At 56.9% G+C, this 26,039-nt stretch carries 26 protein-coding genes; 14 read left to right on the forward strand and 12 right to left on the reverse strand.

The annotated features are described in order from the left end of the window. Window positions 1-115 precede the first annotated feature (115 nt). Window positions 116-760, reverse strand: a complete 645-nt coding sequence (locus AABO57_10205) for a tyrosine-protein phosphatase (protein MEK6286101.1) — start codon at window positions 758-760, stop codon at window positions 116-118. Between the two features lie 260 nt (window positions 761-1,020). Further along, entirely contained in the window at window positions 1,021-1,497 is a 477-nt protein-coding gene (locus AABO57_10210; protein ID MEK6286102.1) for a hypothetical protein, read from the reverse strand. A 476-nt stretch (window positions 1,498-1,973) separates the two neighbouring features. Between AABO57_10210 and AABO57_10215 the strand changes: the two genes are divergently transcribed. Then, window positions 1,974-4,529, forward strand: coding sequence for a M36 family metallopeptidase (locus AABO57_10215; protein MEK6286103.1), 2,556 nt, complete (start codon window positions 1,974-1,976; stop codon window positions 4,527-4,529). A 198-nt stretch (window positions 4,530-4,727) separates the two neighbouring features. Here AABO57_10215 and AABO57_10220 read toward each other — a convergent pair whose 3' ends face one another. The 6 genes from AABO57_10220 to AABO57_10245 form a co-directional block, all read right to left on the reverse strand. After that, window positions 4,728-4,952: a DUF433 domain-containing protein gene (locus AABO57_10220; GenBank protein MEK6286104.1), complete on the reverse strand. Its 225-nt coding sequence runs from the start codon at window positions 4,950-4,952 to the stop codon at window positions 4,728-4,730. 238 nt (window positions 4,953-5,190) lie between these two features. Beyond that, window positions 5,191-5,703, reverse strand: coding sequence for an HNH endonuclease (locus AABO57_10225; protein MEK6286105.1), 513 nt, complete (start codon window positions 5,701-5,703; stop codon window positions 5,191-5,193). Window positions 5,704-5,836: 133 nt separating this feature from the next. After that, the gene (locus AABO57_10230) at window positions 5,837-6,220 is read right to left on the reverse strand and encodes a DUF977 family protein (GenBank protein ID MEK6286106.1); all 384 of its coding nucleotides are present in this window, start codon (window positions 6,218-6,220) and stop codon (window positions 5,837-5,839) included. Between the two features lie 35 nt (window positions 6,221-6,255). Next, window positions 6,256-6,519, reverse strand: a complete 264-nt coding sequence (locus AABO57_10235) for a hypothetical protein (protein MEK6286107.1) — start codon at window positions 6,517-6,519, stop codon at window positions 6,256-6,258. 78 nt (window positions 6,520-6,597) lie between these two features. Then, entirely contained in the window at window positions 6,598-8,394 is a 1,797-nt protein-coding gene (locus AABO57_10240; GenBank protein MEK6286108.1) for a PDZ domain-containing protein, read from the reverse strand. A gap of 114 nt (window positions 8,395-8,508) precedes the next feature. Then, window positions 8,509-9,462 (reverse strand): Gfo/Idh/MocA family oxidoreductase, encoded by a 954-nt coding sequence (locus tag AABO57_10245; protein MEK6286109.1) that lies wholly within the window; start codon window positions 9,460-9,462, stop codon window positions 8,509-8,511. 141 nt (window positions 9,463-9,603) lie between these two features. On the opposite strand from AABO57_10245, the gene AABO57_10250 reads away from it, so the two are divergent. Then, window positions 9,604-11,247 (forward strand): glycosyltransferase family 39 protein, encoded by a 1,644-nt coding sequence (locus tag AABO57_10250; GenBank protein MEK6286110.1) that lies wholly within the window; start codon window positions 9,604-9,606, stop codon window positions 11,245-11,247. Window positions 11,248-11,401: 154 nt separating this feature from the next. On the opposite strand, the gene AABO57_10255 is transcribed toward AABO57_10250, so the two are convergent. Next, entirely contained in the window at window positions 11,402-12,409 is a 1,008-nt protein-coding gene (locus AABO57_10255; GenBank protein MEK6286111.1) for an alpha/beta fold hydrolase, read from the reverse strand. Window positions 12,410-12,696: 287 nt separating this feature from the next. Here AABO57_10255 and ruvA point away from each other — a divergent pair, with 287 nt between their 5' ends. Further along, entirely contained in the window at window positions 12,697-13,311 is a 615-nt protein-coding gene (gene ruvA / locus AABO57_10260) for a Holliday junction branch migration protein RuvA (protein MEK6286112.1), read from the forward strand. Between the two features lie 144 nt (window positions 13,312-13,455). After that, window positions 13,456-14,004: a TlpA disulfide reductase family protein gene (locus tag AABO57_10265; protein MEK6286113.1), complete on the forward strand. Its 549-nt coding sequence runs from the start codon at window positions 13,456-13,458 to the stop codon at window positions 14,002-14,004. 48 nt (window positions 14,005-14,052) lie between these two features. Here the strand turns inward: AABO57_10265 and AABO57_10270 are convergent, their stop codons facing one another. Genes AABO57_10270 through AABO57_10280 form a run of 3 tightly spaced genes read right to left on the reverse strand, consistent with a single transcriptional unit; the run spans window position 14,053 to window position 15,841 of the window. Further along, window positions 14,053-14,322, reverse strand: coding sequence for a helix-turn-helix domain-containing protein (locus AABO57_10270; GenBank protein ID MEK6286114.1), 270 nt, complete (start codon window positions 14,320-14,322; stop codon window positions 14,053-14,055). Window positions 14,323-14,350: 28 nt separating this feature from the next. Further along, window positions 14,351-14,872, reverse strand: a complete 522-nt coding sequence (locus tag AABO57_10275; protein ID MEK6286115.1) for a CvpA family protein — start codon at window positions 14,870-14,872, stop codon at window positions 14,351-14,353. Between the two features lie 42 nt (window positions 14,873-14,914). After that, a complete protein-coding gene (locus AABO57_10280; GenBank protein ID MEK6286116.1) occupies window positions 14,915-15,841 on the reverse strand; it encodes a phosphoribosylaminoimidazolesuccinocarboxamide synthase in 927 nt (308 codons plus the stop codon). 293 nt (window positions 15,842-16,134) lie between these two features. On the opposite strand from AABO57_10280, the gene uvrB reads away from it, so the two are divergent. From uvrB to ybeY, 10 genes are all read left to right on the forward strand, one after another. Next, window positions 16,135-18,120 (forward strand): excinuclease ABC subunit UvrB, encoded by a 1,986-nt coding sequence (gene uvrB, locus AABO57_10285; GenBank protein MEK6286117.1) that lies wholly within the window; start codon window positions 16,135-16,137, stop codon window positions 18,118-18,120. 10 nt (window positions 18,121-18,130) lie between these two features. After that, entirely contained in the window at window positions 18,131-18,706 is a 576-nt protein-coding gene (locus AABO57_10290; GenBank protein ID MEK6286118.1) for a hypothetical protein, read from the forward strand. Between the two features lie 166 nt (window positions 18,707-18,872). Further along, window positions 18,873-19,091 carry a hypothetical protein gene (locus tag AABO57_10295; GenBank protein ID MEK6286119.1) on the forward strand — a complete coding sequence of 73 codons (219 nt, stop codon included), beginning with the start codon at window positions 18,873-18,875 and terminating at the stop codon, window positions 19,089-19,091. Beyond that, the gene (locus AABO57_10300) at window positions 19,091-19,408 is read left to right on the forward strand and encodes a type II toxin-antitoxin system PemK/MazF family toxin (protein ID MEK6286120.1); all 318 of its coding nucleotides are present in this window, start codon (window positions 19,091-19,093) and stop codon (window positions 19,406-19,408) included. The genes AABO57_10295 and AABO57_10300 overlap by 1 nt, the downstream gene beginning before the upstream one ends. A gap of 81 nt (window positions 19,409-19,489) precedes the next feature. Continuing rightward, entirely contained in the window at window positions 19,490-20,665 is a 1,176-nt protein-coding gene (gene aroC, locus AABO57_10305; protein MEK6286121.1) for a chorismate synthase, read from the forward strand. Between the two features lie 92 nt (window positions 20,666-20,757). Continuing rightward, window positions 20,758-21,105, forward strand: coding sequence for a hypothetical protein (locus AABO57_10310; protein MEK6286122.1), 348 nt, complete (start codon window positions 20,758-20,760; stop codon window positions 21,103-21,105). Further along, window positions 21,102-21,611 (forward strand): peptide deformylase, encoded by a 510-nt coding sequence (gene def / locus AABO57_10315; protein MEK6286123.1) that lies wholly within the window; start codon window positions 21,102-21,104, stop codon window positions 21,609-21,611. Before AABO57_10310 ends, def begins: the two co-directional genes overlap by 4 nt. A gap of 455 nt (window positions 21,612-22,066) precedes the next feature. Next, window positions 22,067-23,050 carry a PhoH family protein gene (locus AABO57_10320; protein MEK6286124.1) on the forward strand — a complete coding sequence of 328 codons (984 nt, stop codon included), beginning with the start codon at window positions 22,067-22,069 and terminating at the stop codon, window positions 23,048-23,050. A gap of 11 nt (window positions 23,051-23,061) precedes the next feature. Further along, window positions 23,062-25,485 (forward strand): HDIG domain-containing metalloprotein, encoded by a 2,424-nt coding sequence (locus AABO57_10325; protein ID MEK6286125.1) that lies wholly within the window; start codon window positions 23,062-23,064, stop codon window positions 25,483-25,485. Continuing rightward, window positions 25,475-25,927: an rRNA maturation RNase YbeY gene (gene ybeY / locus AABO57_10330; GenBank protein ID MEK6286126.1), complete on the forward strand. Its 453-nt coding sequence runs from the start codon at window positions 25,475-25,477 to the stop codon at window positions 25,925-25,927. The genes AABO57_10325 and ybeY overlap by 11 nt, the downstream gene beginning before the upstream one ends. Window positions 25,928-26,039: the final 112 nt, after the last annotated feature.

Below are 26,039 nucleotides of genomic sequence, written 5' to 3' on the forward strand. Positions count from 1 at the left end.
AGAGCGCCGGAATCTTGGCTACCGCGATCATACAGCAAAGGGGGCGCCCACGCGGCGCCCCTTCATTCATGCGGTGGATTTTTGCCCGGCCGCGAAGGTGACTTTGACCCTATCTCTATTGGGTAGACCGGGCGGACACTGAAGCCGAAGTCGTTTTCGCCTGGAAGTGCTGCCAATAATCCTCTACGTATTTCTTTATTTCCCCGTGACCAAATCGCGTGTAGAAATCGTAATTCTTCATTTCCTGGTAAGCCTTATTGTAATCCCATCCATCGTGGTTGAATCTATACATCGCTCCCATAAGACCGGTTCTGTGGCGGCCGCCTGCACAGTGAACATAAAAGGGCCAATTGCCTTCTTCTGTAGTTATTTTCAAAAACTCGTCAATCGTTTCGTTCTTCGGATAATCCTTATCACTCATTGGGATATTGAAGTAGTGCATCCTAGCCGCTTCAGTGGCTGACTTAGCAAAGGGCATAGGGTCATCGCGAAGGTCGATGATTACCTTCACTCCTAAAGCTGCGAGCGCCTTGTACTCATCATCCTTCGGCTGAGCCCCGCGGAAAAAATGGTCATCCATCTGTCCGAAGTTCTTTATCGCGACATTTGCAAAGCTCTTCGAGGGACTGGTCGTGATGGAGGAATTCGACGGAGCGAAGGAATAAATCGCGAATGCCAGAATCAAAAGAGGCGCACTGATAGCGGCGACCTTGAATTTTGGAATTGCGATATAGATCTTTTTCAGCGACGATCTGTACATGACTGCCCCTATCTGACAGTAGAAGTACAAATAGCGTACCGTGAGCCTCAAAGTTTTGGCGGCCTTTTATCGCGGTTTACAAGCAGATGTACACATCTCCGGGCGGGCAAGCCGCCTCCCCTGTTCGGTAGTAATACAGAGCAGTGCATGAGAATTGCGATTCCGACAAGGTTATGCGAACAGCTTTAATCCACCAGGCGAGAAAGATGCGGAGGATTATGGCATCGCTGGCGGCGCGGTGCGGTGAGCAAAGACAGTATTTAGAACAGCGGCCTAAGGCCAAACCCTACGCCGATGATACCCAGGAGTAACCCGAGATAGCCGGCATATTTGTTCTTAGCAACAAGTGCCAGAAATGTGATGGTGGTGGCTATCAGAAGAAGGACGGCCGCATAGGTGGAAAACTTTACAGCGTATCTGGCGTTGATACTCTGTTGTTTCAGCTCCTGAGCATGCTGTCGAAGCACATCCTGCTCTTCTGTGTACTGCTGTCTCAGGTTTGGGTCCTCTTCGGCCGAAGCTTTCACAATCTTGACTTGATAGTCAGACCAAACTTCCGCGGCCTCAATCCTGAGTTCAAGAGATCGGTTCGCTTGATAGACTAACAGAATGATACTGGCAAGAGTGAGCAACCCTAGAATCGCTGCGAAGAGAGCATTTCTGTCGGTTCGTGAAGTAGCACGAGTTTGCTCAGCAGTAGAGCTATCAACGATGTCGTTAATTGGCATTTCGCGCATTATAACAGACTCGGAAAATGACCGGGAAGGATGCCGTAACGGCTTGTGTAGACAGCCGCGCTGCAGGAACGCATCTGAGTTGCAAAACTTGATCCGGCGGCGAACGCTGTCGGATCGAAATAAGTGCTTGGCTAGGCTTCCGAATTGTGCTATAAGACACACCGTTGGGATTGTGCGATACAACACGCTGTTTTGAATCGCTCAGCGGAAGAGCGGAGTCACCGCAAGCCGAGAGCTTTCCTTCCTGCTGAGAACCGAGCCCTTAGCGGATGCTGGCTGGCGGCGTGCAGCATGACTGCCGGCTTAGTTAGCCGTAGACCCATTCACCGCAACAAGCCTGTGTGAGCCCTCACGCTTCTGCATAGTGAGAAGCTTACGCAAACAGAACGACAATAGTAAGGTCTGCCGGCCTTGTAAGAGGAGGTACAGGCGGCCTCACGTCCATTCTTCAATTCAAGAGCGAAAGGAGAAACAATATGCGTAAGACATGGTTTGCATTGTTCCTGGTTGCCCTGATCGCACCGTCGATCACTAAACTCAACGCTTCAAGCGCCGATTCCGGCGCAACCGCGGAGCTCGCCGTCAGTCCCTGGCAAGCCGCCATTATCGGGTTGCCGGATTACGACGTACGCCGCGAGCTTGCGGAGATTCAAGCGCTTTCAAGCTCGGGACCGTCGTCCGATGGCGCAGTTGTCCAGGCGCGAAGGGATGCGATTGAAGACTTTCGCGCATCTCTTTCACCGGAAAGCCGCGACAGTCTGCGATATGAAATCAACGAAGCGGGCGTGCCGAAGGCGCTCTTCAATCTCTCCGAACCGTTGTCCGGGCCATCAAGCGGATCCGGCGATCAGATTGCCCGAGGTTTTCTTAGACGGCACAGCGTTCTTTTCGGGCTCACGGGCGGGGACGTTCGCCGCCTTACGCTCGAAAGCGAAGACCATGATCAGGGCATTACCTTCCTGCATTACCGGCAGACGATAAACGGTGTGGCGGTGTTTCAGGGACAGGTTCAGGTCGTTGTCGGGGCCGCCGGAGAAATACTATCCGTGATGGAGGGCATGGTTATTCCGGATGGCAAGGTCGATACAACGCCGGCGTTGCCGGAGAAAGACGCCCTCGCCGAGGCGTTCACGTATTCAGGCCGCAAAGCCCCGGCTGAGCTCGAGACTGTGACAGCCCGTGCCACCCCCGGAGAGCGCGCGACATATCGAAACCCGCTCGGCTCGGGCTTTGACGACATAATGTCAGACCTGCGAGTCATGCGCGTGGGTGACCGGGGAGTACTTGCCTGGCACTCTTATCTTGAGGCGGGCTCGAGCGAGTGGTACGAGATATGTGTGGACGCAAACACCGGTGCGCTGCTGTTTCGCTACAACCTCTATGCTGATGTGGCGCAAGGAACGGTGGCCACGCGCGACCCAATAGCTACGCCGCGCACGCTCGAATCTTTCGTAGGCAACACGACGATAAACACGGCGGCGGGATGGATGGGTACCTCGACCGTCACGACGGGCAACAACGTTGAGGCCTACCTGGATACCGACGCGAACAACGTTGCCGATCCCAACAACACGACCGGGTTGTCTAACGGACACGCTTCTTCCGCTACGCAGAATTTCACGTTTCCGTTTACGCTGGGAGTTGACCCACGCACACAGAGGCCGGCAGTCGTGACGAACCTTTTCTACTTCTGCAACGTCATGCACGATTTCACGTACGGGCTCGGCTTTACAGAAACGGCGAGGAATTTCCAAACCAACAACTTCGGACGCGGCGGTGTGGGCAACGACTCCGTCAGGGCCGAAGCTCAGGACGGATCGGGTACAAACAACGCCAACTTTGCCACGCCTCCCGAGGGCAGCCGCCCGCGCATGCAGCAGTTCCTCTTTACGCAGGGCACAACCAGCCTGGCAGACGATCGCGACAGCTCGCAAGACGGGGACGTTGTGTTCCACGAGTATGGCCACGGTGTGTCCAATCGCCTGGTAGGCGGGGGTAGCACAGCTTGCCTCGGCGGAACGCAAGCAGGCGCCATGGGCGAGGGCTGGTCCGACTACTGGGCAATCACGTTCTATAACGACGGCCGCGTGGGTGAGTACTGCACCAACAACACAACTAACGGCATACGGCGCGCGGCCTACACCGTCCCGGCCAATCCGATCCACGACTCGTACGCAGACGTCGGGAACCAGGGATTTCAAGTGCATCGCGACGGAGAAGTCTGGGCGGCGACATTGTGGGACCTTCGCACCACGTTGGGCGCCGCGATAGCCGACCGGCTGGTGCTGGAAGGCATGAAGTTTACGCCTTGCAGCCCGTCGTTCCTGAACGCGCGCGATGGAATACTGCAAGCCGACCAGGCCATCAACGGCAACGCAAACAGGTGCACTATATGGACAGTCTTTGCCCGGCACGGTATGGGCGTGTCGGCAACCGGCAACAACGGCACCACTCACAACGCAGCAACCGATGTCCCGGGGGATTGCGGTGGCGGGACCGTTGTATTCTTCGATAACTTTGAGACCAGCCTCGGTTGGGTGACCAACGCCAGCGGAACCGATACCGCAACATCGGGGCAGTGGGAGCGCGGCAACCCCGAGGACACCAACTCCGCTGGGCCAAAGCAACTCGGCACAACCATTAGCGGTGTCAATGACCTGGTGACTGCGCGCCTCGCGGGCGCGTCGGCGGGAGTCAATGACGTAGACGGCGGGACGACGTCGATCCAGTCGCCCCTGATCGCTTTGCCTTCGACGGGCACTCTGACGTTGTCATTCAGCTTCTACCTCGCTCACGGAACTAACGCGACTAGCGCCGACTTCTTGCGAGTGAGCATCGTAGGAACGACTACGACTCAGGTGTTCCAGCGGCTCGGGGCGGCGGTGAATTTGAACGGCGCGTGGGCCTCGACCAGCGTCAGCCTCAACACCTTCGCCGGCCAGACCGTAAGAATCCGGATCGAGGCTGCTGATGCTTCAACGGCTAGCCTCGTTGAGGCAGGCATCGACGACGTGAGGGTGACTCAGCAGTAGAACTGACTTTCAAAGAGGCGGGAAGAGCATCTCCCGCCTCTTCTTTGGTTTTACGAGGGACGTGGCATTGACGGCTACTCACTGAAACGCCTTTCGGTCGTCGACAGTTTTCAGTCCTACATCTCTCATGTGCTCGGAATCAGGAAACAAACTGCAGGGCGCCCAACTTGTGGTACAGGTTTTCGTCAAAGAGGAGTTTCACGCCGGGATAGTCACGAGTCTGCGCTCTCGATCGGCAGCAAACGCTAAGCACGCTTTGATGTCCTCAAGCGTGAGATCGGGAAAATCATCCAGTATTTCATGTTCTGTCATCCCCGAGGCGAGGTAATCGAGAACGTCATAGACCGTGATACGAAGACCCCGGATACACGGCTTGCCTCCGCGTTTGCCGGGCTCGATTGTAATATATTCTTCGTAATTCATAGCCTGAGGTTAGCCGTGGGCAGTTTCGAGGTCAAGCGACGAAGAACAATAGACCGGCAGTTTATGAGTTGGTTTTCATCGCACCATCAAAAGATCCAACTCTTCTCGCTGGCCCGAATTGCAATTTGATGCACGCCTGACCCTCAGTCGAGTCTCGTAGCGGTATAGTCAACGGCTGCGCTTCAGCGGCGGATCGCGCCATATCCATGTTGCTCACAGCGTCCGCCGGAAGCGCTTGTTAGCGAACACCCAGCTCAGCGTAGTGCGCCTCGAATGCACGCAGCCAGTCCTTCTCCGCCGCTGTCAGAGGACGCTCCGCTTGTCGCGCCAACAGAACGAACAGCGAGGCGAGGCCATCCCAATGCTCCGGCTCACCATGCTTGCCCTTGACTGTCCAAGGATTGCTGACCTTGAGATACTCGTCCGCCGAACGGGCGTTCTTGCGTGTGTTGCAGCGGCCACAAGAGGTTTTGAAGTTACTGATGTCGTGCGCGCCGCCGGTGGAGAATGCCTCCTCGTGATCGATGCACGCACCAAGCTCGTCGAGAAGCGGGGCCTTGTCGCGTCGCCAGTTGTTGTTCCACATCGCGATCGGCACACCGGGCAGCTTCGAGTTCACAGTCTCCGACAGAAGCTTGAACGCCAGCGGAAAAACCGTCGGTCGGCGGCACCAGGAGCACAGCCAGCGATCCCGGAAGAAGACCTCGACTTGATCGGCCCTTGGGACGGGAAGCCGCTGCCTCTCTGACATCCAATCACCTCCGTGCTTCGCTACAACATGAATCCACTCTACGTAGAACCTCTCAGTGCGTTTGCTGTAATGTCGGGCGCGAATCGCGTGGCGTACCTGACACGCGCAGTGCCGGTCTGCATGACGGCTCATTTCATATTAGCGTATACCTCGTCGCCCGCGCCTGGCCATGCTTAGCAATCTGCCCGTCCTGAGTCAATTCTCGCAAGCGCACCTTGAGGGTGTTCTTGTTCGCGCCAGTAAGCCGCTCTAAATCTGAAATCGTCAGTCGTTCGTGTTCCCTTAACAGCTTCAAGATCGTCAACGACAACGGTGGCAGTGTCGGCGCCGCGATGCGCTCGCGTTCCAGCTTCTCAGCCAGATTGTCTTTCTGTTTTTTCAGACAGCGCAGGAAGAAGACTAGCCAAGTTTCCCAATCGGGCTTTGCCTGTTTGAGTGTCCTCTGAGTCTTGCGCAGCGCCGCGTAGTAGAGGTCCTTGTTCTCTTCGATGAAGCTCTCGAGCGAAGCGTATTCCACGCAAGCGTACCCGCCGCGCAGCAACAGCAAGGTCGTCAGGATGCGCGACAGCCTTCCGTTTCCGTCCTGAAACGGTTGGCGAGCAGCGTTTCGATCTGTCGATCGGTGAGCTTGACTCCTTCGATGCGAGTCGAAGAGCCGATGCTTTCAATTGTGGCGACGTGCCGCAATGCCCGAAGCCGCTCCGGCGACAGCGTCTTCAACGCTTCCCAACGGCCTTCAAACTCATCTACCTCGGCGATCAACTGCAAGACTTCGTGGGATGCTCGCAGCTTGAGCGCCGGTGTTTTGTCTGTCACCATACCCGCAAATATACCCGATTCTACCCGATTCCGCTTCGGGTCATTTGGTGTGATTCGCGGCAAAACGCGCGTCAATTACTTGCTGACTTTCAGCCACGCTTCTCGAATCTTCACCTGGTCGGGCGATGGGTTGGGCAGCTCGGCTATCTTGTAGCTGGTGTCGCTGCGCGTGCCGACCTCTACATCGCGCGTGAGATCTTCACCTCCGCGCTTGATCGATAGTTTAACTGCCTGGCCGACTCTTTCGCCTAACTTTGAAATCAGGGCCTGAGGGTCTTTACGCAGGTCTACGCCGTCTGCGCTTAAAACAACATCTCCGACCCGCAAGCCGGCTTTTGCAGCCTGGCCGCCTGCGACGACGCGTGTGATCCGCACGCCTTCACTGCTTCGATCAAGTCCCACTCCAATGGCCGGACTCTTGCGCGAAGCCGTTTCGGCTTGATAGCCGGCGTAACCGAGAATCGTGTCGTAGGGCGGTACCTCGACTCCGGCAACATACCTGCGGAAGAACTCGTGATAGTCGCGCTTCGACAAGCGGTTGATGACCCCGATGATATCCTCGGTCGTGAATCCCTTGCCCTTTTGATAGAACTCTCGATACAGCGCGCGCATTACGTCGTCAAGACCCGCCGCGCCACGGGTGTCGTGAAGTATCGAGAGGTCGAGCAGCGCACCGAGGTTCTGGCCTTGCGTGTAGTACGAAATTCCAAACGCCACCGGCGTGTCATAACCTACCCACGTCGAGACGGAAGAGTTAGCCGGCGAGATGTGCGAGCGAGCCTCGTTGCTTTCGACGCCGTTGATTGCGCCTTCGACGCTTTGCAGGAACTGCTCGCGATTGCGCAACCCGGCCCGGTAGAGCGCGATGCTGCCGTAATAGTTGGTGAAGCCTTCGGAGACCCAGAGCAGCGGCGTTTCGTTCTCGCGAGAGTAATCGTAAGGCCACATCTCGGCGGGCCGGATACGCTTGACGTTCCAGGCGTGGAAGAACTCGTGCGAAGCAGTGCCAATCATGGCTTCGGGTATCGGGCCGAACGCGAACGCAACGAAGGAGTTCAAATGCTCGAGCGCGCCGCCGGCGTTTGATTCCGGCCGCAAGAAGAAATAGAAGTACACGTACTTCTCATAAGGCAGGCCGCCGAAGATCGAGCTCTGAGCGTTGGCGACTTTGGTGAGCATCTCGGCGAACCTGTCGGCCCTGTCCTTCGCGAGCGCGCCTACCGGGGTGGTCACCAGATAGTGAGACTTCCCTTCGACCTGGAACGTGGTGAGATCGAACTTGCCCATCTCCGTCGGACAGTCAACCAGCGTATCGTAGTCGGGCGCGCTGAAAGTCATCGGGTCGGATGTCTCCTTGAGCGCGGAGATAATCTTCCAGTCCGGCGGTAGTTCGAAGCGGACGGTGCTGGGACTGGACCGGTGTCTGGCGGCTTCGAGGAACAACTCGGTCCCGGTGAAGAACGCGAAGTCGTTTGTGATCTTCGCCTGATTCAAAGCGAGCACGTTAGCTCGATAGTCGAACTCGACTTTGATCGAATCGAGGCCCCTGGTTTCGATTCGCCACGTCTGCTTGCGAATCATCTGAGGTTCGAGCCGATTGGCCTTTGCGTCGGTGACCTTGAAGCGCAGAACGTTCTTGAGGTAATTCTCGACGGTGTACCAGCCCGGCGTCCATGTCGGGAGCGAGAGCTCGATACGAGGCTCATTGATGTTCTTCACGTCGGCGGTGACGTGGAAGAGCTGGCCTTCGACGCTTGCAATCGAGACGGTGTAGTCGATTTGAAACGCCTCGCGCTTTTGAGCCAGCGCCGTATGAAAAATCGTAAAGAGTATTGCGAGAGTGCAAAGAAATGTGGAAGTTCGTGATTTCATTTTTGTAACCATCTGGTTTGGTCCTGAGCAGCATTGCCTTGCAGCTTCGGAAGATTGGGGTTTCGCGCAAAAGTCGCAAAACCGGAAAGCGCAAAGTCGCAAAGCGCGCCAGTTTCAACCCGCGAACAGGACTCCTGCTTTCTCGGCGTGCTCGCGAATCTTATCCGTAACATCGACCGCCAGCGCCAGGGCTCGGCGGCCGTCCTCGCCGGTCACTTTCACAGGTGAGCCTTCAACGGCGGCGAGAAACGATTCGATCTCGAGGCGAAGCGGTTCCGCGCGCTCGACAGGAAGCAACCGGCTCTCGAACTCGGGCCGTCCCCCGGGGCGTGGTTTCACGGCGACAACCGCGGCCTCCTGGACGGCATAGTCGATCGAGACGTACTCGCCCGGCTGGAAGAACCTGAGCTTGCGCACCCGCTCTGCTGAAACGCGGCTCGCAGTCAAGTTCGCGACGCTGCCGTTGGCGAATTCTATGCGCGCATTCGCAATGTCTATCCGCGGCGTCAGGATCGGAACGCCGGCCGCGCGGACTTCGGACACTTCACTGCCGGCGAATGCCAGCAGAACGTCGATGTCGTGGATCATCAAATCCATTACCACGTCGATGTCCAGGCTGCGCGGCGTGAATATGCTAAGGCGATGCGCTTCGAAGAATCGCGGCCGAGTGAGTATCTGAGCGGCGGCGGTGACTGCCGGGTTGAATCGTTCAAGGTGACCGACCTGCAGGACTGCTCCGCTGCGCCTGGCCGCTTCGATGATTTGATCGGCTTCATCGACCGTACGAGCGATGGGCTTCTCGACCAGCACCGCTATTCGGGCCTGGAGAAGCTCACAAACGATCGCATGATGAGACTCTGTCGGCACGGCCACGCTCACCGCGTCTACCTTTCCGATGAGCTCGCGATAGTCTGAGAGAAACGATGCGCCGAAGCGTTCGGCCACAGGACGTCCGTGCGATTCATCGACGTCGCAGACCGCGGCGAGGTGCGAGCCCTCGACTTCGGAATAGACTCGCGCGTGCTCACGGCCGAAGACTCCCGCCCCGACGACGGCAACTCTGAGCATTATTCTCACCTTCTCGCTTTCGCGGTTCTTCCGCGATACTTGACTTGACCTGATTTCACCGCGTACCTACACTGAAAAACTAATATGAAGGCTCATCAGTAAGTGCGAGGCTCAACACTCGACAGCAAAGCAAAGATAATAGTGGAACCACAACCCTCTGCCAAGCAGCGGCCATTTGCGCTCATAGCCGTGCTGGCAGCTTCAGCATTCGCGTTCTTCTTCGGGTTAGGACGGCTCGGGTTTCTTGGACCCGATGAGCCGCGCTACGCAGAAGTGGCTCGCGAGATGTTTGCCGGCGGCGACTACATATCGACCAGGCTATGCGGGTGTTTGTGGTTTGAAAAGCCCGCGTTGCTCTACTGGTTGTCGGCAACCGGTTATCGTTTGTTCGGCGTGAACGAACTGGCCGCGCGACTGCCGTCGGCCCTTGCGGCGTTGGCAACCGTTGCTCTTCTGTACGCGGCGCTGCGTCGCTTGGCGTTGCCTCGCCTCGCTCCGGCTGCATCGCTGGTGTTAGCGACGAGCGGCATCTTCATAGCGTACGCGCGGGTTGCCACGCCTGACATGATTCTCGCCGCGACGATGTCTGCGGCGTTGCTCGCGGCTCTGCTCTTCACAAAGGCGAGCGGTCGAGCGCGGTCGATCTACTGGATGCTTTCCTGCCTGTTTATGGGATTGGCGGTGCTGGCGAAAGGACTCGTCGGCGTCGTTCTGGTTCTTGCGATACTTGCCGTGTACTTCTGGGTGGCCGGACAGCTAAGGTCGGTGAGATGGCGCGATTGCCTGGTTGGGCTTGTAGTGTTTCTCGCGGTTGCGGGAACCTGGTACGTTCCGGTCACAATGCGGCATGGCTGGTCTTTCATCGAAGAGTTCTTCATCAGGCATCACTTCGAACGCTACACGACGAACGAATTCGGCCATCCGCAACCGTTCTACTTTTTCTTGTTGGTAGCGCTCGCCGGAACCGCGCCGTGGGCATTCATGCTAGTGCCCGCGGCGGGGCGACTGCGATCGCTCAGGCCGAGGAATGACAATCGAGACTCGCTACTGACTCTGGCGTGGGTATGGGTCGCCGTGCCGCTGGTGTTCTTTTCCGTGTCAGAGTCGAAGCTTCCCGGATACATCTTGCCGATCTTCCCTGCGCTGGCTGTGATCATCGGCGCTGAAGTCGAACGCGTTTGGCAGGGCGATCGAAGCCGAGCTCTGAGAGCCGCGCTGTGGATGACTGCTCTCGCTTTGGCCGGCATAGGTTTCGCCTTTGTGATCTACCTGCATCGCGAACCGATCGAGACCGGCGGGTGGCAGGCGGTGCTTGCGGGGTTGCCTCTGGCGATGGCGCTGGCGTCAGCCGTAGCGCTTGCGATGCATAAGAGCCGCGCCTTCATTACGGGCGCGGCGGGAGTAGTGGTGAGCTTGATCCTCGCGTCTGTGATCCTGCTGGTTCCCGGGCTGGGCAACGAGGTTAGCCTGAAGTCGCTTTCACTCGAGGCGGCGGCAGCTCTGAGGCCACGCGAGAAGATCGGGTTCTATCTTAAGAAGGAGTTCGCACCTGTTTTCTACGCCGAAGGCCGCGTTCTTTGCGATCATAGGAGAGGAACGACGTTTTACGCGTTGCATCAAGGCATGGTGGCGGATGCACTCGAGTCGGAGCCGAGTCTGATCTTGATCACTGATTCGAAATGGCGGGAGGGTCTGGAAAAGGATTCCAGGTTTACGACCGAGTTCATCGCCTCGCAAGGCGAGTCTCTCGCGTTAAGAGTCGCGCTGAAAAAACAACAGAACTAAACACAAAGGCACAAAGACACGAACGAGTCCGTAGTCCGTAGTCCGTGGTCAGTAGTCCGTAGCAATGAGAACTAACAACTGGCTACGGACTACGGACTACGGACTACGGACTACGGACTCGTCCGTGTCTTTGTGCCTTTGTGGTTGGGTCGATTTACCTTGCCCGGGCCAACTGACCGGGCTTGTCTGGCGTTGGCGGAATGGCTTCCTTGAAGAACGCCACGACGCGAGCGTCGTACTCCGATGATGCTTTGTCATAAAGCCGAACGAGGCGCGATTGCTCGACTTCCACAATCTGCTTTGGGTCCTTGGTGGCGTTGTGCAAGTCGCGCGTCATGCCTGCGAGGCCGCCGCTATTCTTGCCGGTTATGAAAAGGAACTTGCGCCCCGATGCTGTGGCTACCGAATCAACGGCGGGCGCCGAGTCCTCACGTCTCATCAGGTAAAGCTGCATCGCAAGCTTGGTGAGTTGACTGGTCCAACGAGAATCGACGAGGCGGTTCGCGGCGTCGCTGTCGCTGCCGACAATCGTCTTTAGCTGATAACTCATGAAGTGAGAAACATCTGGATACACCGAATCGACCGCCACTGCCTTGATCATCGGATCTTGTGTTGAAGCGATGAGCGAGATGTAGCCGCCGACGTCAACGCCATACAAACCTACACGCCCGTCGAGAAGCTCCTGTCCGGTCTCATTTGTCCGGCCTCTAAGAAACTTGATTGCCGATAGCAAGTCGTCCTTCTCATACGTGCCCAGTCCGGACCAGTTCACCGGGCTCTCGCCGTGTCCTCGCAGATCGTAGACCACCACGTTATAGCCGGCCTTCCACAGCTCGAACGCAAGCGTCAGCAACTCGGAACGGTTCGACCCGTAGCCGTGGCTCAGGATAATCGAAGGCGCGGGTTTGCCACGGCTTAGTAACCAGCCGACCGTTTGAGTCGAGTCCGAGTTTTTCCATTTCTCTTCGAACCACATTGGCTTCTGCAATATCAGTTGAAAGTCGCGCGGCGAGCCGTAAAGCTCGGTGTGGGGCGGGTGAGTCATACGATGGATGAAATAAAAATCAAGCGCGACGACGCCGACTGCGAAAACCAACACGGCAGGGATAAAGACCCACAGGACACGCTTGAGCATGAGACGGGTATTCTTTGAGATTATCATGGCATTCATCCGGGCATTCATCCGGGCATCCGGCTATTGGGGCGGCTTCACGGGAGGGGCAGGATGTTCTGGAAGGCCTCGAACTGGAACAACTACAGGGGCGAGTATACATTGAGCCGAACTATTTTCAAGAGTTTATCGAGGAAGCAGGTAGTCCGTAGTCCGTGGTCCGTAGTCCGTGGTCCGTAGTCCGTTGACTAGAAAGTTGCAAGCTGACAAACTGACCATCACCACGGACTACGGACTACGGACCACTGGCCGCTGACTACAGACTCCGGGAGACTAATTTGATCGCGCAATTGTCCGGCAAGATCATCCATAAACAACCTAATGCGGTTATTATCGATGTCGGAGGCGTCGGCTATGACGTCACGATTCCCGTTTCGACGTTTTATGAACTCGGTGAACCCGGCACGGACGTGTCTCTCAAGATTCACACCCACGTACGCGAAGACGTGATCCAGTTGTTCGGTTTTTGGACGGGCCGGGAGAAGGAGCTATTCTTGAAGCTCACCAGCGTCAGCGGCGTCGGTCCCAAGCTCGCCATAACGATGCTCTCCGGCATGCCCGCCGGGGAGTTGATCGGCGCCATAACCAGCAATGAATTCGTCAGGCTCACCTCGATACCGGGTGTTGGCCGCAAAACCGCCGAGCGGGTGGTCGTCGAGCTGCGCGATAAGCTGGCGGTAATCTCACTCGAGGCGCGCGAGGCCGAGCGTGCCGCTTCGCGCGACTTGCCGCCGGGCGAGGCGGCCGTTAGGGACGATACAGCCGCGGCGCTCATGGCGTTGGGCTATCCAAAGGCGATTGCAGAACGAGCTGTTTCATTCGCGATTCGTGAAGAAGGTGAGCGGACCATTGAGGCTGTATTGAAGCGCGCGCTCCGGCGGCTTTCGAGTTAGATCCGGCGAGCCTTGACCCAATTCGTTCCGATCACCCGCCCGTGCATTGCTCGGTTCAACTCGTCCGGGTTACAATGTGACGCGAACCTACAACGTCGCGCGAGGCGACGATTTTTAGGTCGCTCTAGTCCTGGAGATCCTACTATGAAACCATTTCTATTTCTCGTAGTCGCTATCGCGCTCGCGGCGCCCGCGTTGTCTATGCAGGGCGAACAAGCCAAAGAAGCGGCGCCCGCTTCGTCAGGCGATGAACTGAAGGCGCTGCCGGCGATCAATCTTCAGGACTTCGATGGCAAAGCGATATCGTCGGATCGGTTCAAGGGCGACATCATAGTGCTGGACTTCTGGGCTACCTGGTGCGTACCCTGCATCGCGGAAATACCGACCCTTAACCGGCTACAGGAGAAGTACGGCGCTAAGGGTGTCAAGGTTGTAGGCGTGACAATGGCATCGGGCGAGGCGAAAGAGGTGAAGCCATTCGTCGGGCGCAACAAGATGAAGTACACCGTGCTGATGGGCGATGACGACCAGGTCTACGATCTAAACGTGGTAGCTTTTCCCACCACCTATCTCGTCACCCGGGACATGAAAGTGTTTCGCAGATACATCGGCGCGGGGCCAAGAAAAGCGGCGGAGATTGAAGCAGACATTCAGAAGCTGTTAAGCAACGAACTGAACGGCTCCAGACAGTAGCCCTCGCCCTTCATTAATCCGGCTAGACTCAAGCTCTCGCGCCGTCAGCTAACCCTTACTTTTCGCCGCTGCCGCCTTCTGAGCGCGAGGCCGCCGATGCCGTGCTCCCACCATATGGCCATTCTGGTAATACTTCTCGACTCGCTTTGAAAGCGTATTGCGATGGATGCGAAGCTCCTCTGCGGTTTTTGATAGATTCCCTTTGGTTCGTTTGAGTACCGAGAGTATGAAATACTTTTCGAATTCCGCCACCGCATCTTCAAATAGAATTCCTCGCTCCACCATTTCCGTCACGAGGGCTTCGAGCCTGCTCTTCATCTCAGTTCTCCTCTAGCATCTCCGCTATTCAGCTCTTTTGTCCCCAAAGCTGCTTGACTGTTTCATAGCCCTTCAAGAATCGTTGCCTCAACTCGGGTGAAGTCATATAAGCGATCACTCTCGTTCCTTCGAGTAGGGCCGGTCCGAATGTCGCTCGCTCTACGGCCTCGAGTTTCCAGGGAAAGGCAGTTAACGCGAGATAAATCACCGAACAGATGAGCCAACCCCTTATGACCCCGAAACCCGCGCCGAGCGCGTGATCTGCCCACCCGAGCCGGCGCCGCTTGAGCCCTCGCCGCAACCACCACGACAAAAGGCTCCCCGCTATGAGTACAAGCAAGAACACCGCTACGAAGCCGAACAGGTCCGCAAGCCGCGCATTTACAAAAATGCGCAGCACGCTGGCAGCGTACGTGTAAGTGTGCGCTGCCAGAACCAGCCCGGCTACGGTGAACGCAACCGAAACTATTACTCTGATGATTCCTTTTGTGGACCCTGAGGCGACCGATGCCACCACGATTAGCAGGACGAAGTAGTCGAGAACCGTCATAGCTATTGCCGATTGCAGATTGCGGATGGCGGATTCTTCGAACTAAGCAGTCGTTCTGAAATCCGCAATCCGCAATCCCCAATCCGCAATCGAGTGGCCCGTCAAAAGCCTGTATGCCTCAAGATACTTTTCGCTCGTCCGCGCTATCACCGTCTCAGGCAGGTTCGGTCCCGGAGGCTGCTTGTCCCACTTAACCGTCTCGAGGTAGTCCCGCAGATACTGCTTATCGAATGACTGCTGTCCTCGACCCGGCTGGTAAGACTCTTTGGGCCAGAACCTGGATGAGTCCGGCGTCAGCGCTTCATCAACCAGAATCACCTTTCCATCTTTGACGCCGAACTCGAACTTCGTGTCGGCGATCATTATGCCTCGCGAATCCGCGTATTCCGCCGCTCGCGAATAGAGTGTGAGTGTCAACTCCTTAAGCTCGCGCGTGGCATCCGCGCCGATGCGGTCCGCCATTTCGCGCTCGCTGATGTTGATGTCGTGCCCGGTCTCGGCTTTGGTAGCCGGCGTGAAGATCGGCTCGGCAAGCTTATCAGACTCCCTCAGCCCGGCCGGCAGCCTTATCCCGCATACTTCACCGGTCTGCTGATACTCTTTCCAGCCCGAGCCAGCGAGATAACCTCGGGCGACGCACTCGATCGGAAACACATCGGCGCGCACCACCAGCATAGATCGCCCTTCGAGCTGATCCCGGTACGACTCCAGTGGCGCCGGGTAAGTATCGACGTCGGTCGAGATCAGATGATTCGGAACGACGTCCTTAAGGAAGTCAAACCAGAACAACGACAGCGCAGTGAGCACCGCGCCTTTGTATGGAATCGGGTTCGGCAGCACCACGTCAAAGGCAGAGATGCGGTCGCTGACGACAATCAACAACTTGTCGCCGATCGCATAAACGTCTCTAACTTTGCCGCGTCTGAAAAACTCGACACCAGGGATATCAGTTTGCGTGACGAGGTTAATAGTCGCGCCTCTTCTATTGGATTAGCGTCAACTCGCGTGGAACTGCTACTGATGAACTAAGGGCTGCGTGATGGCACTCCGCATTATCAGCGTGAGCCTAATCGATGTCAAGCACTAACAGCACGAAGGATCAACTTTGTTTAAATTATTTTTGCGCGAACGTTTTTTTGTCTCGATTGCCCGTGTTCCAACCTTCCTTGTATACTTTTCCGTCGTGTATTTTCCGGCTCGCGCCCGTCATGATGGCGAGGTCACCGGTTCAGGGAAGGACAAAAAGGTAGGCGCGTCCAATCATGGACTTCAAGCTCGTATGTGACTACGTTCCGCAGGGCGACCAGCCTCAGGCGATCGAGCAGCTCGTGCGCGCGCTAAACGAAGGCGTTCAACATCAGGTGCTGCTTGGCGTGACCGGGAGCGGCAAGACCTTCACAATGGCCGCCGTCGTAGAGCGCATTAACCGGCCCGTGCTGGTGATGGCGCACAACAAAACGCTGGCGGCGCAGCTCTATCAGGAGTTCAAGTCCTTCTTCCCGCACAATGCCACCGAATACTTCGTCAGCTACTACGACTACTATCAGCCGGAGGCCTACATCCCCTCCACCGACACCTATATCGAGAAGGAATCCACCGTCAACGAAGACATAGACCGGCTGCGCCTTTCGGCTACGCGGACTTTGTTCGAGCGCCGCGACTGCATAATCGTGGCAAGCGTCTCGTGCATTTACGGGTTGGGTGATCCGGATGCTTACTACGGCATGATCGCGTTCGTAGAGCGCGGCCAGCAACTGTCGCGCACCGCGCTGCTGAAGAAGCTCGTCGAGATTCAATATCAGCGCAACGACACGTCGTTCGAGCGCGGAATGTTCAGAGTGCGCGGCGACGTTGTCGAAATCTATCCGGTCTATCAGGAGAGCGCGGTCCGCATCGAGTTCTGGGGAGACGAGATTGAATCGATCTCGACCATCGATCCGCTGCTGGGGGAGGTGATCGAGACCCACGAGCGGCTGCCGATCTATCCGAAGTCTCACTTTGTAATGCCTCAGGACAGAGTGCGGCGCGCAATCAGGACCATCAAGGAAGAGCTTGACTGGTGGGAGCCGCAGCTCATCGAGCAAGGCAAGCTGCTGGAGGCTCAACGACTGCACCAGCGCACCCTTTATGATATCGAGATGCTGAAGGAGCTTGGCTACTGTCACGGGATCGAGAACTACTCGCGTCACCTGACGGGGCGTTTGCCCGGCGAGCCGCCGCCGACTTTGCTTGATTATCTTCCGCGCGACGCGTTGGTGATCGTCGACGAGAGCCACCAAACAATTCCGCAAGTTCGAGGTATGTACCACGGCGATCAGTCTCGCAAGAAAACCCTGGTCGAGTACGGCTTCCGCTTGCCTTCGGCGATGGACAACCGCCCGCTCAACTTTGAGGAGTGGGAGCGGCGCATGAGCCAGTTGGTATTCGTGTCGGCGACGCCGGGTCCTTACGAGTTGTCGAAAACCTCCGGCGAGTTCGTTGAGCAGGTCATCCGTCCGACCGGGTTGATTGATCCCGTCGTGGACGTGCGGCCGGTCAGAGGGCAGATCGACGATCTCTTGAATGAGGTCCGAATGCGCGCGGCCCGAAACGAACGAGTCCTGGTTACGACTCTCACGAAAAAGATGGCCGAGAATCTTACGGAGTACTATGCCGAGCTTGGCGTGCGAGTGCGCTACCTGCACTCTGAGATTCAGACGCTCGACCGGATCAAGATACTTCGAGACCTGCGCGCGGGTGAATTCGATGTGCTCGTGGGGATAAACCTGTTGCGCGAAGGATTGGACCTTCCCGAGGTGTCGCTAGTAGCGATCCTCGACGCCGATAAGGAAGGCTTCTTGCGCTCGGAGATGTCTTTGATTCAAACGATCGGGCGGGCGGCGCGCAACCTCAACGGCCAGGCTATCCTTTACGCGGATCGAATGACTGATTCAATGCGCCGAGCGCTCGGTGAGACGCAGCGCCGCCGTGAGAGGCAAGCTGCTTACAACCGGGAGCACGGTATTACTCCGGCATCAATCGTGAAAGCGATCGCTTCGACTCTGGTGTCGATCGTCGAAGCGGACTATTTCAAGCTACCGAGCGTGGCTGAAGAAGCGGAGGAGTATTCGGCTGAGAACATCGGGGCGACAATTCAAAGACTCGAGGGACAGATGCGCACGCACGCCGCGAGGTATGAGTTCGAGCGCGCGGCCGAGTTGCGCGATCGAATCAAGCACCTGCGGAGCCGCCGGCTTGAGGTGGCGTGAGGTAACGGGTATGAGTAAAAACGCGGGTCGTGCTGTTCTCGGTTCGATTGGCTTCGGAATCGGAACCTTAGTCGCGACTTCCTTGGCGTTTTGCGGATTTCCCTTTGTTGGATTGATTCTCGGAGGTGCCATCGCGGGAGCATTACTGGCCTGGAAGGTTAGGGATTTCGGTTTGATCCTGCTCGCCGCCTTTGCAGCAGATTTGGGCTTGCTTCTTGGCGGACTCGTGGTTGTGATGTCCTTCGCCGTTTTGGCGTATGGCAAGGGGGAAGACGTGTTAGGTCCGCCGGCGTTAGTTGTCCTGCTAGGCTTTTGTTTTGTCTTCATCCTCGGATTCGCGGTTGCCGGCGCTAGTATCTCGGCTGGTACGGCCTTTCGGCTATTATCGCTCAAAGGTAGCGTTAAGGCGTTTGCCGTAGGAGGAGTTATTGGAGGTGCCATCATAGTTGCGTCTGAGCTCATGAACGTTACGACCCGCGCGGTGGTCCTCCTGGCGGTGACAGTCTCAGTTATTGTCGCGGGTGCATTGTGCGGAGCATCGCTGAACTCAACCAAAGAAGTCTCATTATCAATCTATGAGCGTTGATCAACGACTTCGATGGTCAGTCGTAGTATTTTTTTGACGCGGCGCTTGATCCGTTCCTGGTGATGTCGCCTGATTGCGCGTGATCGCATACTTAACTTGCGGTAGAGTCTAACGTATTGTGGAGAGAACCCAACGCGTTGAAGTCAGATGGGCCAAAGGACAAATCATGGAAAGCACCGACATAAACTACCAACAGGCATTGATGAACGAGATTGAAGGATTGCCGCAAGAAGCATTTCCCAACCTCTTGCAGATCGTGCGTCTATTCAAAGAGAGCGTGTTGGTTCAGAGCCGGCAAGCGGCTTTGGCGCTTCAGGGCGAATTTGATCAGTGGGAGCGGCTTAGCGATGAAGCCCTCATTGAATTCGAGAAGGGGCTGCCGTAATGGAAATCGGCGACGTCTACACCGTCGGGATTCCTCCTAGCAATGGCCACGAGCAGGCTGGTGCGCGACCCGCCATCATCGCGCAAGCTCCGAAGTTCGGAGATCAGCTACCAACCGTGCTCATCGTCCCTCTAACCTCGCGCTTGACGGCCCAGACGTTTCCCGGCACGTTCTTGATCCAGCCCGATTCCGATAACAACCTGAATACGACTTCTGTTGCCCTAGTATTCCAGTTGCGTGCTATCGACAGCGACGGGTTAGGCGAAGGCTCGGACGACTCAGCGCGTCTGACCTCTCTCAGGTACACCATCAAATGAAGGCGTTGTTACAGATCTAATTAGCTCAACTCCGGTCGCGCCTGACACTGGGACCAGTGGTTGGCCGCATCGTAGATGGTTATGACTCAATTCACCTTCATCACAGCAGGCGAATCCCACGGCAAAGGCCTGGTCGCCATCATCGAAGGCCTGCCTGCCGGGCTGCCGATCGATTCCGCCTTCATCAACCGCGAACTCTGGCGGCGGCAGCAAGGCTACGGCCGCGGCGGCAGGATGAAGATTGAAAGCGATGAGGTTGAGATTCTTTCAGGCGTTCGGCACGGACAGACTCTCGGCTCGCCGGTCTCGCTGCTGATTCGCAATCGTGACTTCGAGAATTGGCAAGACGTGATGGCGACCGAACCTCGCGAATTCGCCGACGAAAAGCGCGCTCGAAAGCTTACCCGGCCGAGGCCCGGGCACACGGATCTCGCGGGCGGGCTCAAGTACGATACTCACGATCTTCGAGACATACTCGAACGAGCCAGCGCGCGTGAGACCGCAGCGCGCGTCGCGGCCGGCGCATTCGCCAAGCTGCTGCTAAAAGAGATCGGCGTCGAAATAGCGAGTCACACGGCGAGGATTGGCGGTGTGCCGGATAAGCCTATCAAAGCGACCTGGGAGCAGATCGCCAGCATCCCACACGATTCTCCGTTGCGATGTGCAGACAAAGAAGCCGAAGCGAAGATGATCGCTCTCATCGATGCGACGAAGGAAGCAAAGGACACGTTGGGAGGGATCTTCGAAGTCGTCGCCCGTAGCGTTGCGGGGCTTGGCTCGCACACGCAGTGGAACCAAAAGATCGACGGCCGCTTAGCTCAGGCCATCATGTGCATACCGGCGGTGAAAGCGGTTGAGATCGGCGCGGGCGTCGAGGTCAGCCGCGGCACCGGGTCGCAGATACACGACGAAATTGGCTATAATTCGGCTGAACGCGGCTTCACCCGGCCAACCAATCGGGCAGGCGGGATCGAGGGCGGCATCACAAACGGCGAAGAAATACGGATAAGCGGTCACTTGAAACCAATATCGACTTTGAGGCAGCCGCTCGCGAGCGTTGATGTGGTCACCAAGGAAGAATCAGCCGCCGCGTTCGAACGTTCGGACATCGTCGCCGTCCCCGCGGCTGGGGTGATCGGTGAGGCGATGGTTGCGATCGTTTTGGCCGATGCTGCGCGCGAGAAGTTTGGCGGAGACAGCCTCGGAGAGATGAAGCGAAACTTCGAGGGATATTTGGAACAGTTGAAACGTTACTGAGGTAGCGTAGACTTTAGTCTGTGTTGGGTGATCGCTCTTATAGCGGAGTCGCCCGACACAGACTAAAGTCTATGCTACGCCGGAGCAGCGCGATGACTGTGATGATTGTATCGAGTCACGACCGTCAGGGGCCGAACAGCAGGCACGAGATTGATCGCGAGGTTGAAGAGCTGCGCCGCTCGATCAACGCCAGGCGCACTCACGGCATCCTATACTATCTGCTTCTGGTGGCAATTTTTTTCATCGGCTTCGTGATGGGCTACGCGACACACAGCCTTGTGGGGGCTGCTATAATCTTGGTCGGACTTGCGATCGTAGCGTGGAGAGAGGTGACCGGATTTAGAGGACGGACCGCGATGCTAAACCACTTGCTCGGAGAGAAGCTTGCTGAGCGGCGCCAATATGACGAGAGACCTAAGGAGTTTGAGATAGAGCAATGATACTGAATGTTGTTAAGTACGGAGATCCGATTCTCACCAAACTTGCGGAAGAAGTGACCGAGTTTGATGAGAATCTGCGCAAACTCGTCGACGATATGTTTGAAACTATGTACGGGGCGCCAGGCGTTGGTCTTGCTGCTCCTCAAGTAGGTGTGCTCAAGCGCTTGTTCGTGATGGATTGCAGCACCGGCAAGGACAAGAAGCAGAAGGCCGTGCTGATCAATCCGGTGATCGAAACCGAAGAAGGCGAGCAAATTGGTGACGAGGGCTGCCTGAGCTTCCCGGGTATGTTTCTCGAGATCAAGCGGCCGCAGCGTGTTGTAGTTCGCGCTCGTGACACGGATGGCAGCGAGATGACTCTTGACGTAATGGACCTTCAAGCTCGCTGCGTCTCGCACGAAACGGATCACCTCGACGGCGAGCTGTTCATCAATTATCTGAGCCCGCTGAAGCGTGACCTGACGAAGCGAAAAATCAAGAAGCGCATCAAGCAGGGTGATTGGTGACCAGGCGCCACTCAAAGTCCCGCTCAGTCTAGGCCCCACTCATTCTAAGTCCTGGAAGCCCATCGCTCGAGCGGTGGGCTTCTTGCTTTTGCCCACGACCCCGCTCGATCAACCCGGGAAGGCGTTCTCCGCCGTTATGGCTCGTACCGATGTTCATTCATCCGCACTTTTTGACTCCGCAATCTTCAATCGAGAAGCAATAAGCCGAGGATGGCCGGTCAGTCGGCTGTGGTATCGAAGTTGTAAGAATTAGCTGGAACCATGAGCCGATTCAATCAGCGGATCAGCCGAAAACGCGGGAAGTGCCTAGATTGACATGCCGCCCCGGCTGTAGTAGGTTTCGACTATGACGGGCTGCAACCGGCCTATGACTTGTGAAGTTCGAGAGCGATAAGAGAAAGCACTAAACTGTCCGCGCTTATGAGCCTGAAGGGCTGGATGAGCGCCTTTTTTGTATGGGAGATAAACCAGCAGTCTTGAAGACCGTCACTCTACCCGAAGAAGGAATAAGGGCGCTGTTCGGCCCCTACGACGAGAATATCAAACACCTCGAAAGCTTGATCGGCGTGCGCGTCAACTTGCGCGGCAGCGAACTGACGATCGAAGGCGATGAGCACGACGTCAAGGTGGTGGAAAAAATCCTCGAAGACTACGCCGCGCTGTTTGAAGAAGGACGCCGGATGTCCAACGACGAGCTGAAGTCCGCCTTCAAGCAAATCGCGGAAGATCGCGCTTTTACGCTTCGCGATTACTTCACAAGAACTCGGATCAATCCGACAGGCAAGAAGCAAGTCACAGCGCGCTCGGCGAATCAGCGCCGGTACATCGAGGCGATCGAGAAAAAAGACATAGTCTTCGGCATCGGTGTCGCCGGTACCGGAAAAACATATCTCGCAGTTGCAATGGCGGTTCAGGAGCTGATGCAGAAGCGAGTGAACCGGATCGTGCTTGCGCGGCCGGCGGTCGAAGCCGGCGAAAAGCTCGGGTTTCTACCGGGCGACCTCCAGGACAAAGTCGATCCTTATTTGCGCCCGCTCTACGATGCGCTATTCGATCTTGTCGATTTCGAGAAAGTGACCCGGCTGCTGGAGAAGCGAGTGATAGAAGTCGCGCCGCTGGCGTTCATGCGAGGGCGAACGCTGTCGGATGCGTTCATCATTCTGGACGAAGCGCAGAACACAACCTCTGAGCAGATGAAGATGTTCCTTACTCGCATAGGCTTTGGATCGAAGGCTGTGATCACCGGCGACATAACTCAAATTGACTTACCTGCGGGACGGCGGTCCGGGCTGGTCGAAGCGCAGCGAGTAGTCGGGGATGTGGATGGAATAGAGTTCATCTATTTCAATGAAAAAGACGTTGTGCGACACCACCTGGTTCAGATGATAGTCCTGGCGTACGACAAACACTCTAAGATAAAGTTCGAAGACAAGCTATGAAGTGATGCGTGATGCGTGAAGGGATTGTGCTCCTCTCACGCATCACCCATCACGCATCACTCCTTATGTCCAAGCCCGTAGCAACCGTGCGTCCTCGACTTTCGGCCCGCCTGGCAAAGGGTCTGAAAGCCTTCTCGGCCAGCTTGTCGGATCAGGCTGTGATTGACGCGGGTGTCGGGCTCTTCATCATCGTCGCTCTGTCCATTCTCCTGCTTCGCGAATACCAGCGCCCTCAGGTCGAACAACTGCCGGCAGGCAGCATCTCGTCCTCTACCATCATCGCGCCCGACGACTTGAAGATCGAGGACGCCGCCGAAACCAAGCTTCTTCGCGAGAAGGCAGCCGTTTCAGTGTTGCCGGTTTTCGATTTCAACATCAGGAGTGCGCGAGAATCCCGGAGCAGCCTCGAACAACTGTTTGCCGCCGGACGCGAGGCGCCGCCTGACGCAGCAGTCGAGGCCCTGCACGACAAGATCGAGGAAGGGATCGGGATTCCGCTGGACCCGGATCAAATCAGAGTGCTTCAGAAGCACCGGTTCAGCTCGGAGCTCGAACGGTTGATGATCGAGCACTTCGAATCGGTGATGATGATGCCGATCGTCAACGGCCGCACGCAGCTTCGGCGGTTGGGCGGAAGTGGAATCATTCGTCGAGATCTGAAGACGGGTCAGGAGGTTACTGTCACCGATCTTTCTTCGATTCAAGATAAACTGACCGCCAGCGCTTCGCTCAAGTCCGAGAGAGTGATTTGGCCGGCTGAGTACGATGCAGCCGACCGGAGAATGCTTGGCGAGATCCTCGGTTCCCTGATCGTACCGAATCTCGAATACAACGACGCCGAGACCGAAAAGCGGAGGAGTTTGAACCGTGACGCCGTTCCGCCGGCGATCCTCACTGTTGAGCGCGGTAAGCCTATCGTTTCGAGCGGCGAGACGGTAACGCCGGCAAAAGCGATGCTTCTCAGTGAAGCTGCGGCCCATCGCCCGGTAGGCCAGCGCGCGCTCGAATTCGCCGGAACGGTCATAATAGTGATGCTGCTCCTGTTGGTGTTGTGGCAGTACATGGTCCGATACCAGCGGCGTCATATTCGTGTGCGCAGGCATTTCCTGCTTCAGATCGCTTGTTTTGTTGTTACGCTCGGGCTCGGGCGGCTCTTCTTCACCTTCGCTTCGGCAATGAGCCAATGGTCAACCCATACGCCGTTTGATTCGCCGACCGGCTATCGCTATCTTGCGCCGCTGGCAGTCGGGGCAGTGATGGTTACGATCCTGACGGATGCCAACGCCGCGTTCATCTTCTCGGCGATTCTGTCGGTATTTGTCGGGGTCTTTTCGGGCAACGTACATATGGCTGCGTTCACGCTGATGTCGAGCGCCGGAGCGATCTACCACTTGCAGAATTGCAGAGATCGAACCACGCTGGTAGCCGCGGGACTGTGGATCGGAGCTATCAACGCTGCTACAACGCTGGCGCTTGACCTGCTCGGCGCCAACGAGGCAAGCCTGCGTCTTCTTCTGTTCGACTCGTTCTGCGGATTCGCCGGGGGCGTGCTCGCGACGATGGCCGCTTCCATACTGCTTCCGCTGTTCGAGTGGCTGTTTCAGATAACCACCAGCATCAAGCTGCTCGAGCTCTCGAACTTGAATCTGCCGCTGCTCAAGCAACTGGCCGAGCGCGCTCCTGGAACTTATCACCACTCGATCATGGTGGGGTTGCTGGCCGAAGCCGGCGCGGAAGCCATCGGCGGAGACGCGCTGTTTGCCCGCGTCGCCTGTTATTACCACGACATAGGCAAGAGTGTGCGGCCGAGCTACTTCATCGAGAACCAGTCATACATGGATAACCGGCACGACAAGCTCTCGCCCAAGATGTCTTCGATCGTGCTTGCCAACCACGTTAAGCAGGGCGTTGAAATAGCGAAACAGCACAAGCTCCCGCCCAGAATCATCGAGATCATTCCTCAGCACCACGGCACGGGTCTGATGAAGTTTTTTTACTACAAGGCGCGCAAGGCCACCGATGACGACTCCAACGCTCTGGAACAGGAGTTCCGCTATCCCGGCCCCAAACCGAGGACCAAAGAAGCGGTGATAATCATGATCGCAGACTCCGTCGAAGCGGCCGCTCGCACCGTGGCAGAGCCGACGCCGACCAAGCTTCGTAACATGGTGGACCTGATCAGCACTCGTCTGCGGGACGACGGGCAATTCGATGAATGCGACATCACCTTGCGCGACCTCCGTCTGGTCGCCGAGAGTTTCGTGAAGGTGTTAATGGGAATTCATCATCACCGCATCGCTTACCCGGGTTATGACTTCAACCAGTTGTCGCAAGTCGCGCCCGCCGTGGAAGTGTTCGATTCGGGCGGTCATCCGGCGGCTACCGGCGCAAAGACCGCTCCGGCGCCAAAACTCAGAGAGGCTCGTGGCGATTGAAGTAGTAAACCGGCAACGTCTCGCGCGCATAGACGCAAGCCGGGTCGCGAGGCTCGCCGACGCTACGCTGGGCGCGGTTGGAAAGCCGGGCGCGAGCCTGACCGTTGCATTTGTTCGCGACCGCGTCATGAGAGACTTGAATCGAAAGTTCAGAGCAAGCGATCGAGCGACGGATGTGCTCTCTTTTCCGGCTGAGCCTGAGCGGCCAGGCGCGGGAGATGAAGACTTCACTGGCGACAACGCGCCGGAATACCTTGGTGACATCGCGGTTTCAACCGACACGGCGCTAAGACAGGCCAATGAAGCGGGCCACTCGTTCGAGCGCGAAGTGGACGAATTGGTGATGCACGGCGTGGTTCACCTGTGCGGCTACGATCACGAGACTGATCGCGGCGAAATGAACCGGCTTGAATTGAAGCTGCGGAGAAAGCTGCTGGATTAAATGATGCGTAATGCGTGATGCGTGAAGCGTGATGCGTGACCGGAGGGTTGGGGCCACATGGCGTTACTGGCGAGCGCATGCTAAGCCTGGACCTTTGAAGTCGCGCTTCTGT

Source organism: Acidobacteriota bacterium (assembly GCA_038040445.1).
In the GTDB taxonomy this organism is placed as follows: domain Bacteria; phylum Acidobacteriota; class Blastocatellia; order UBA7656; family UBA7656; genus Onstottus_A; species Onstottus_A frigus.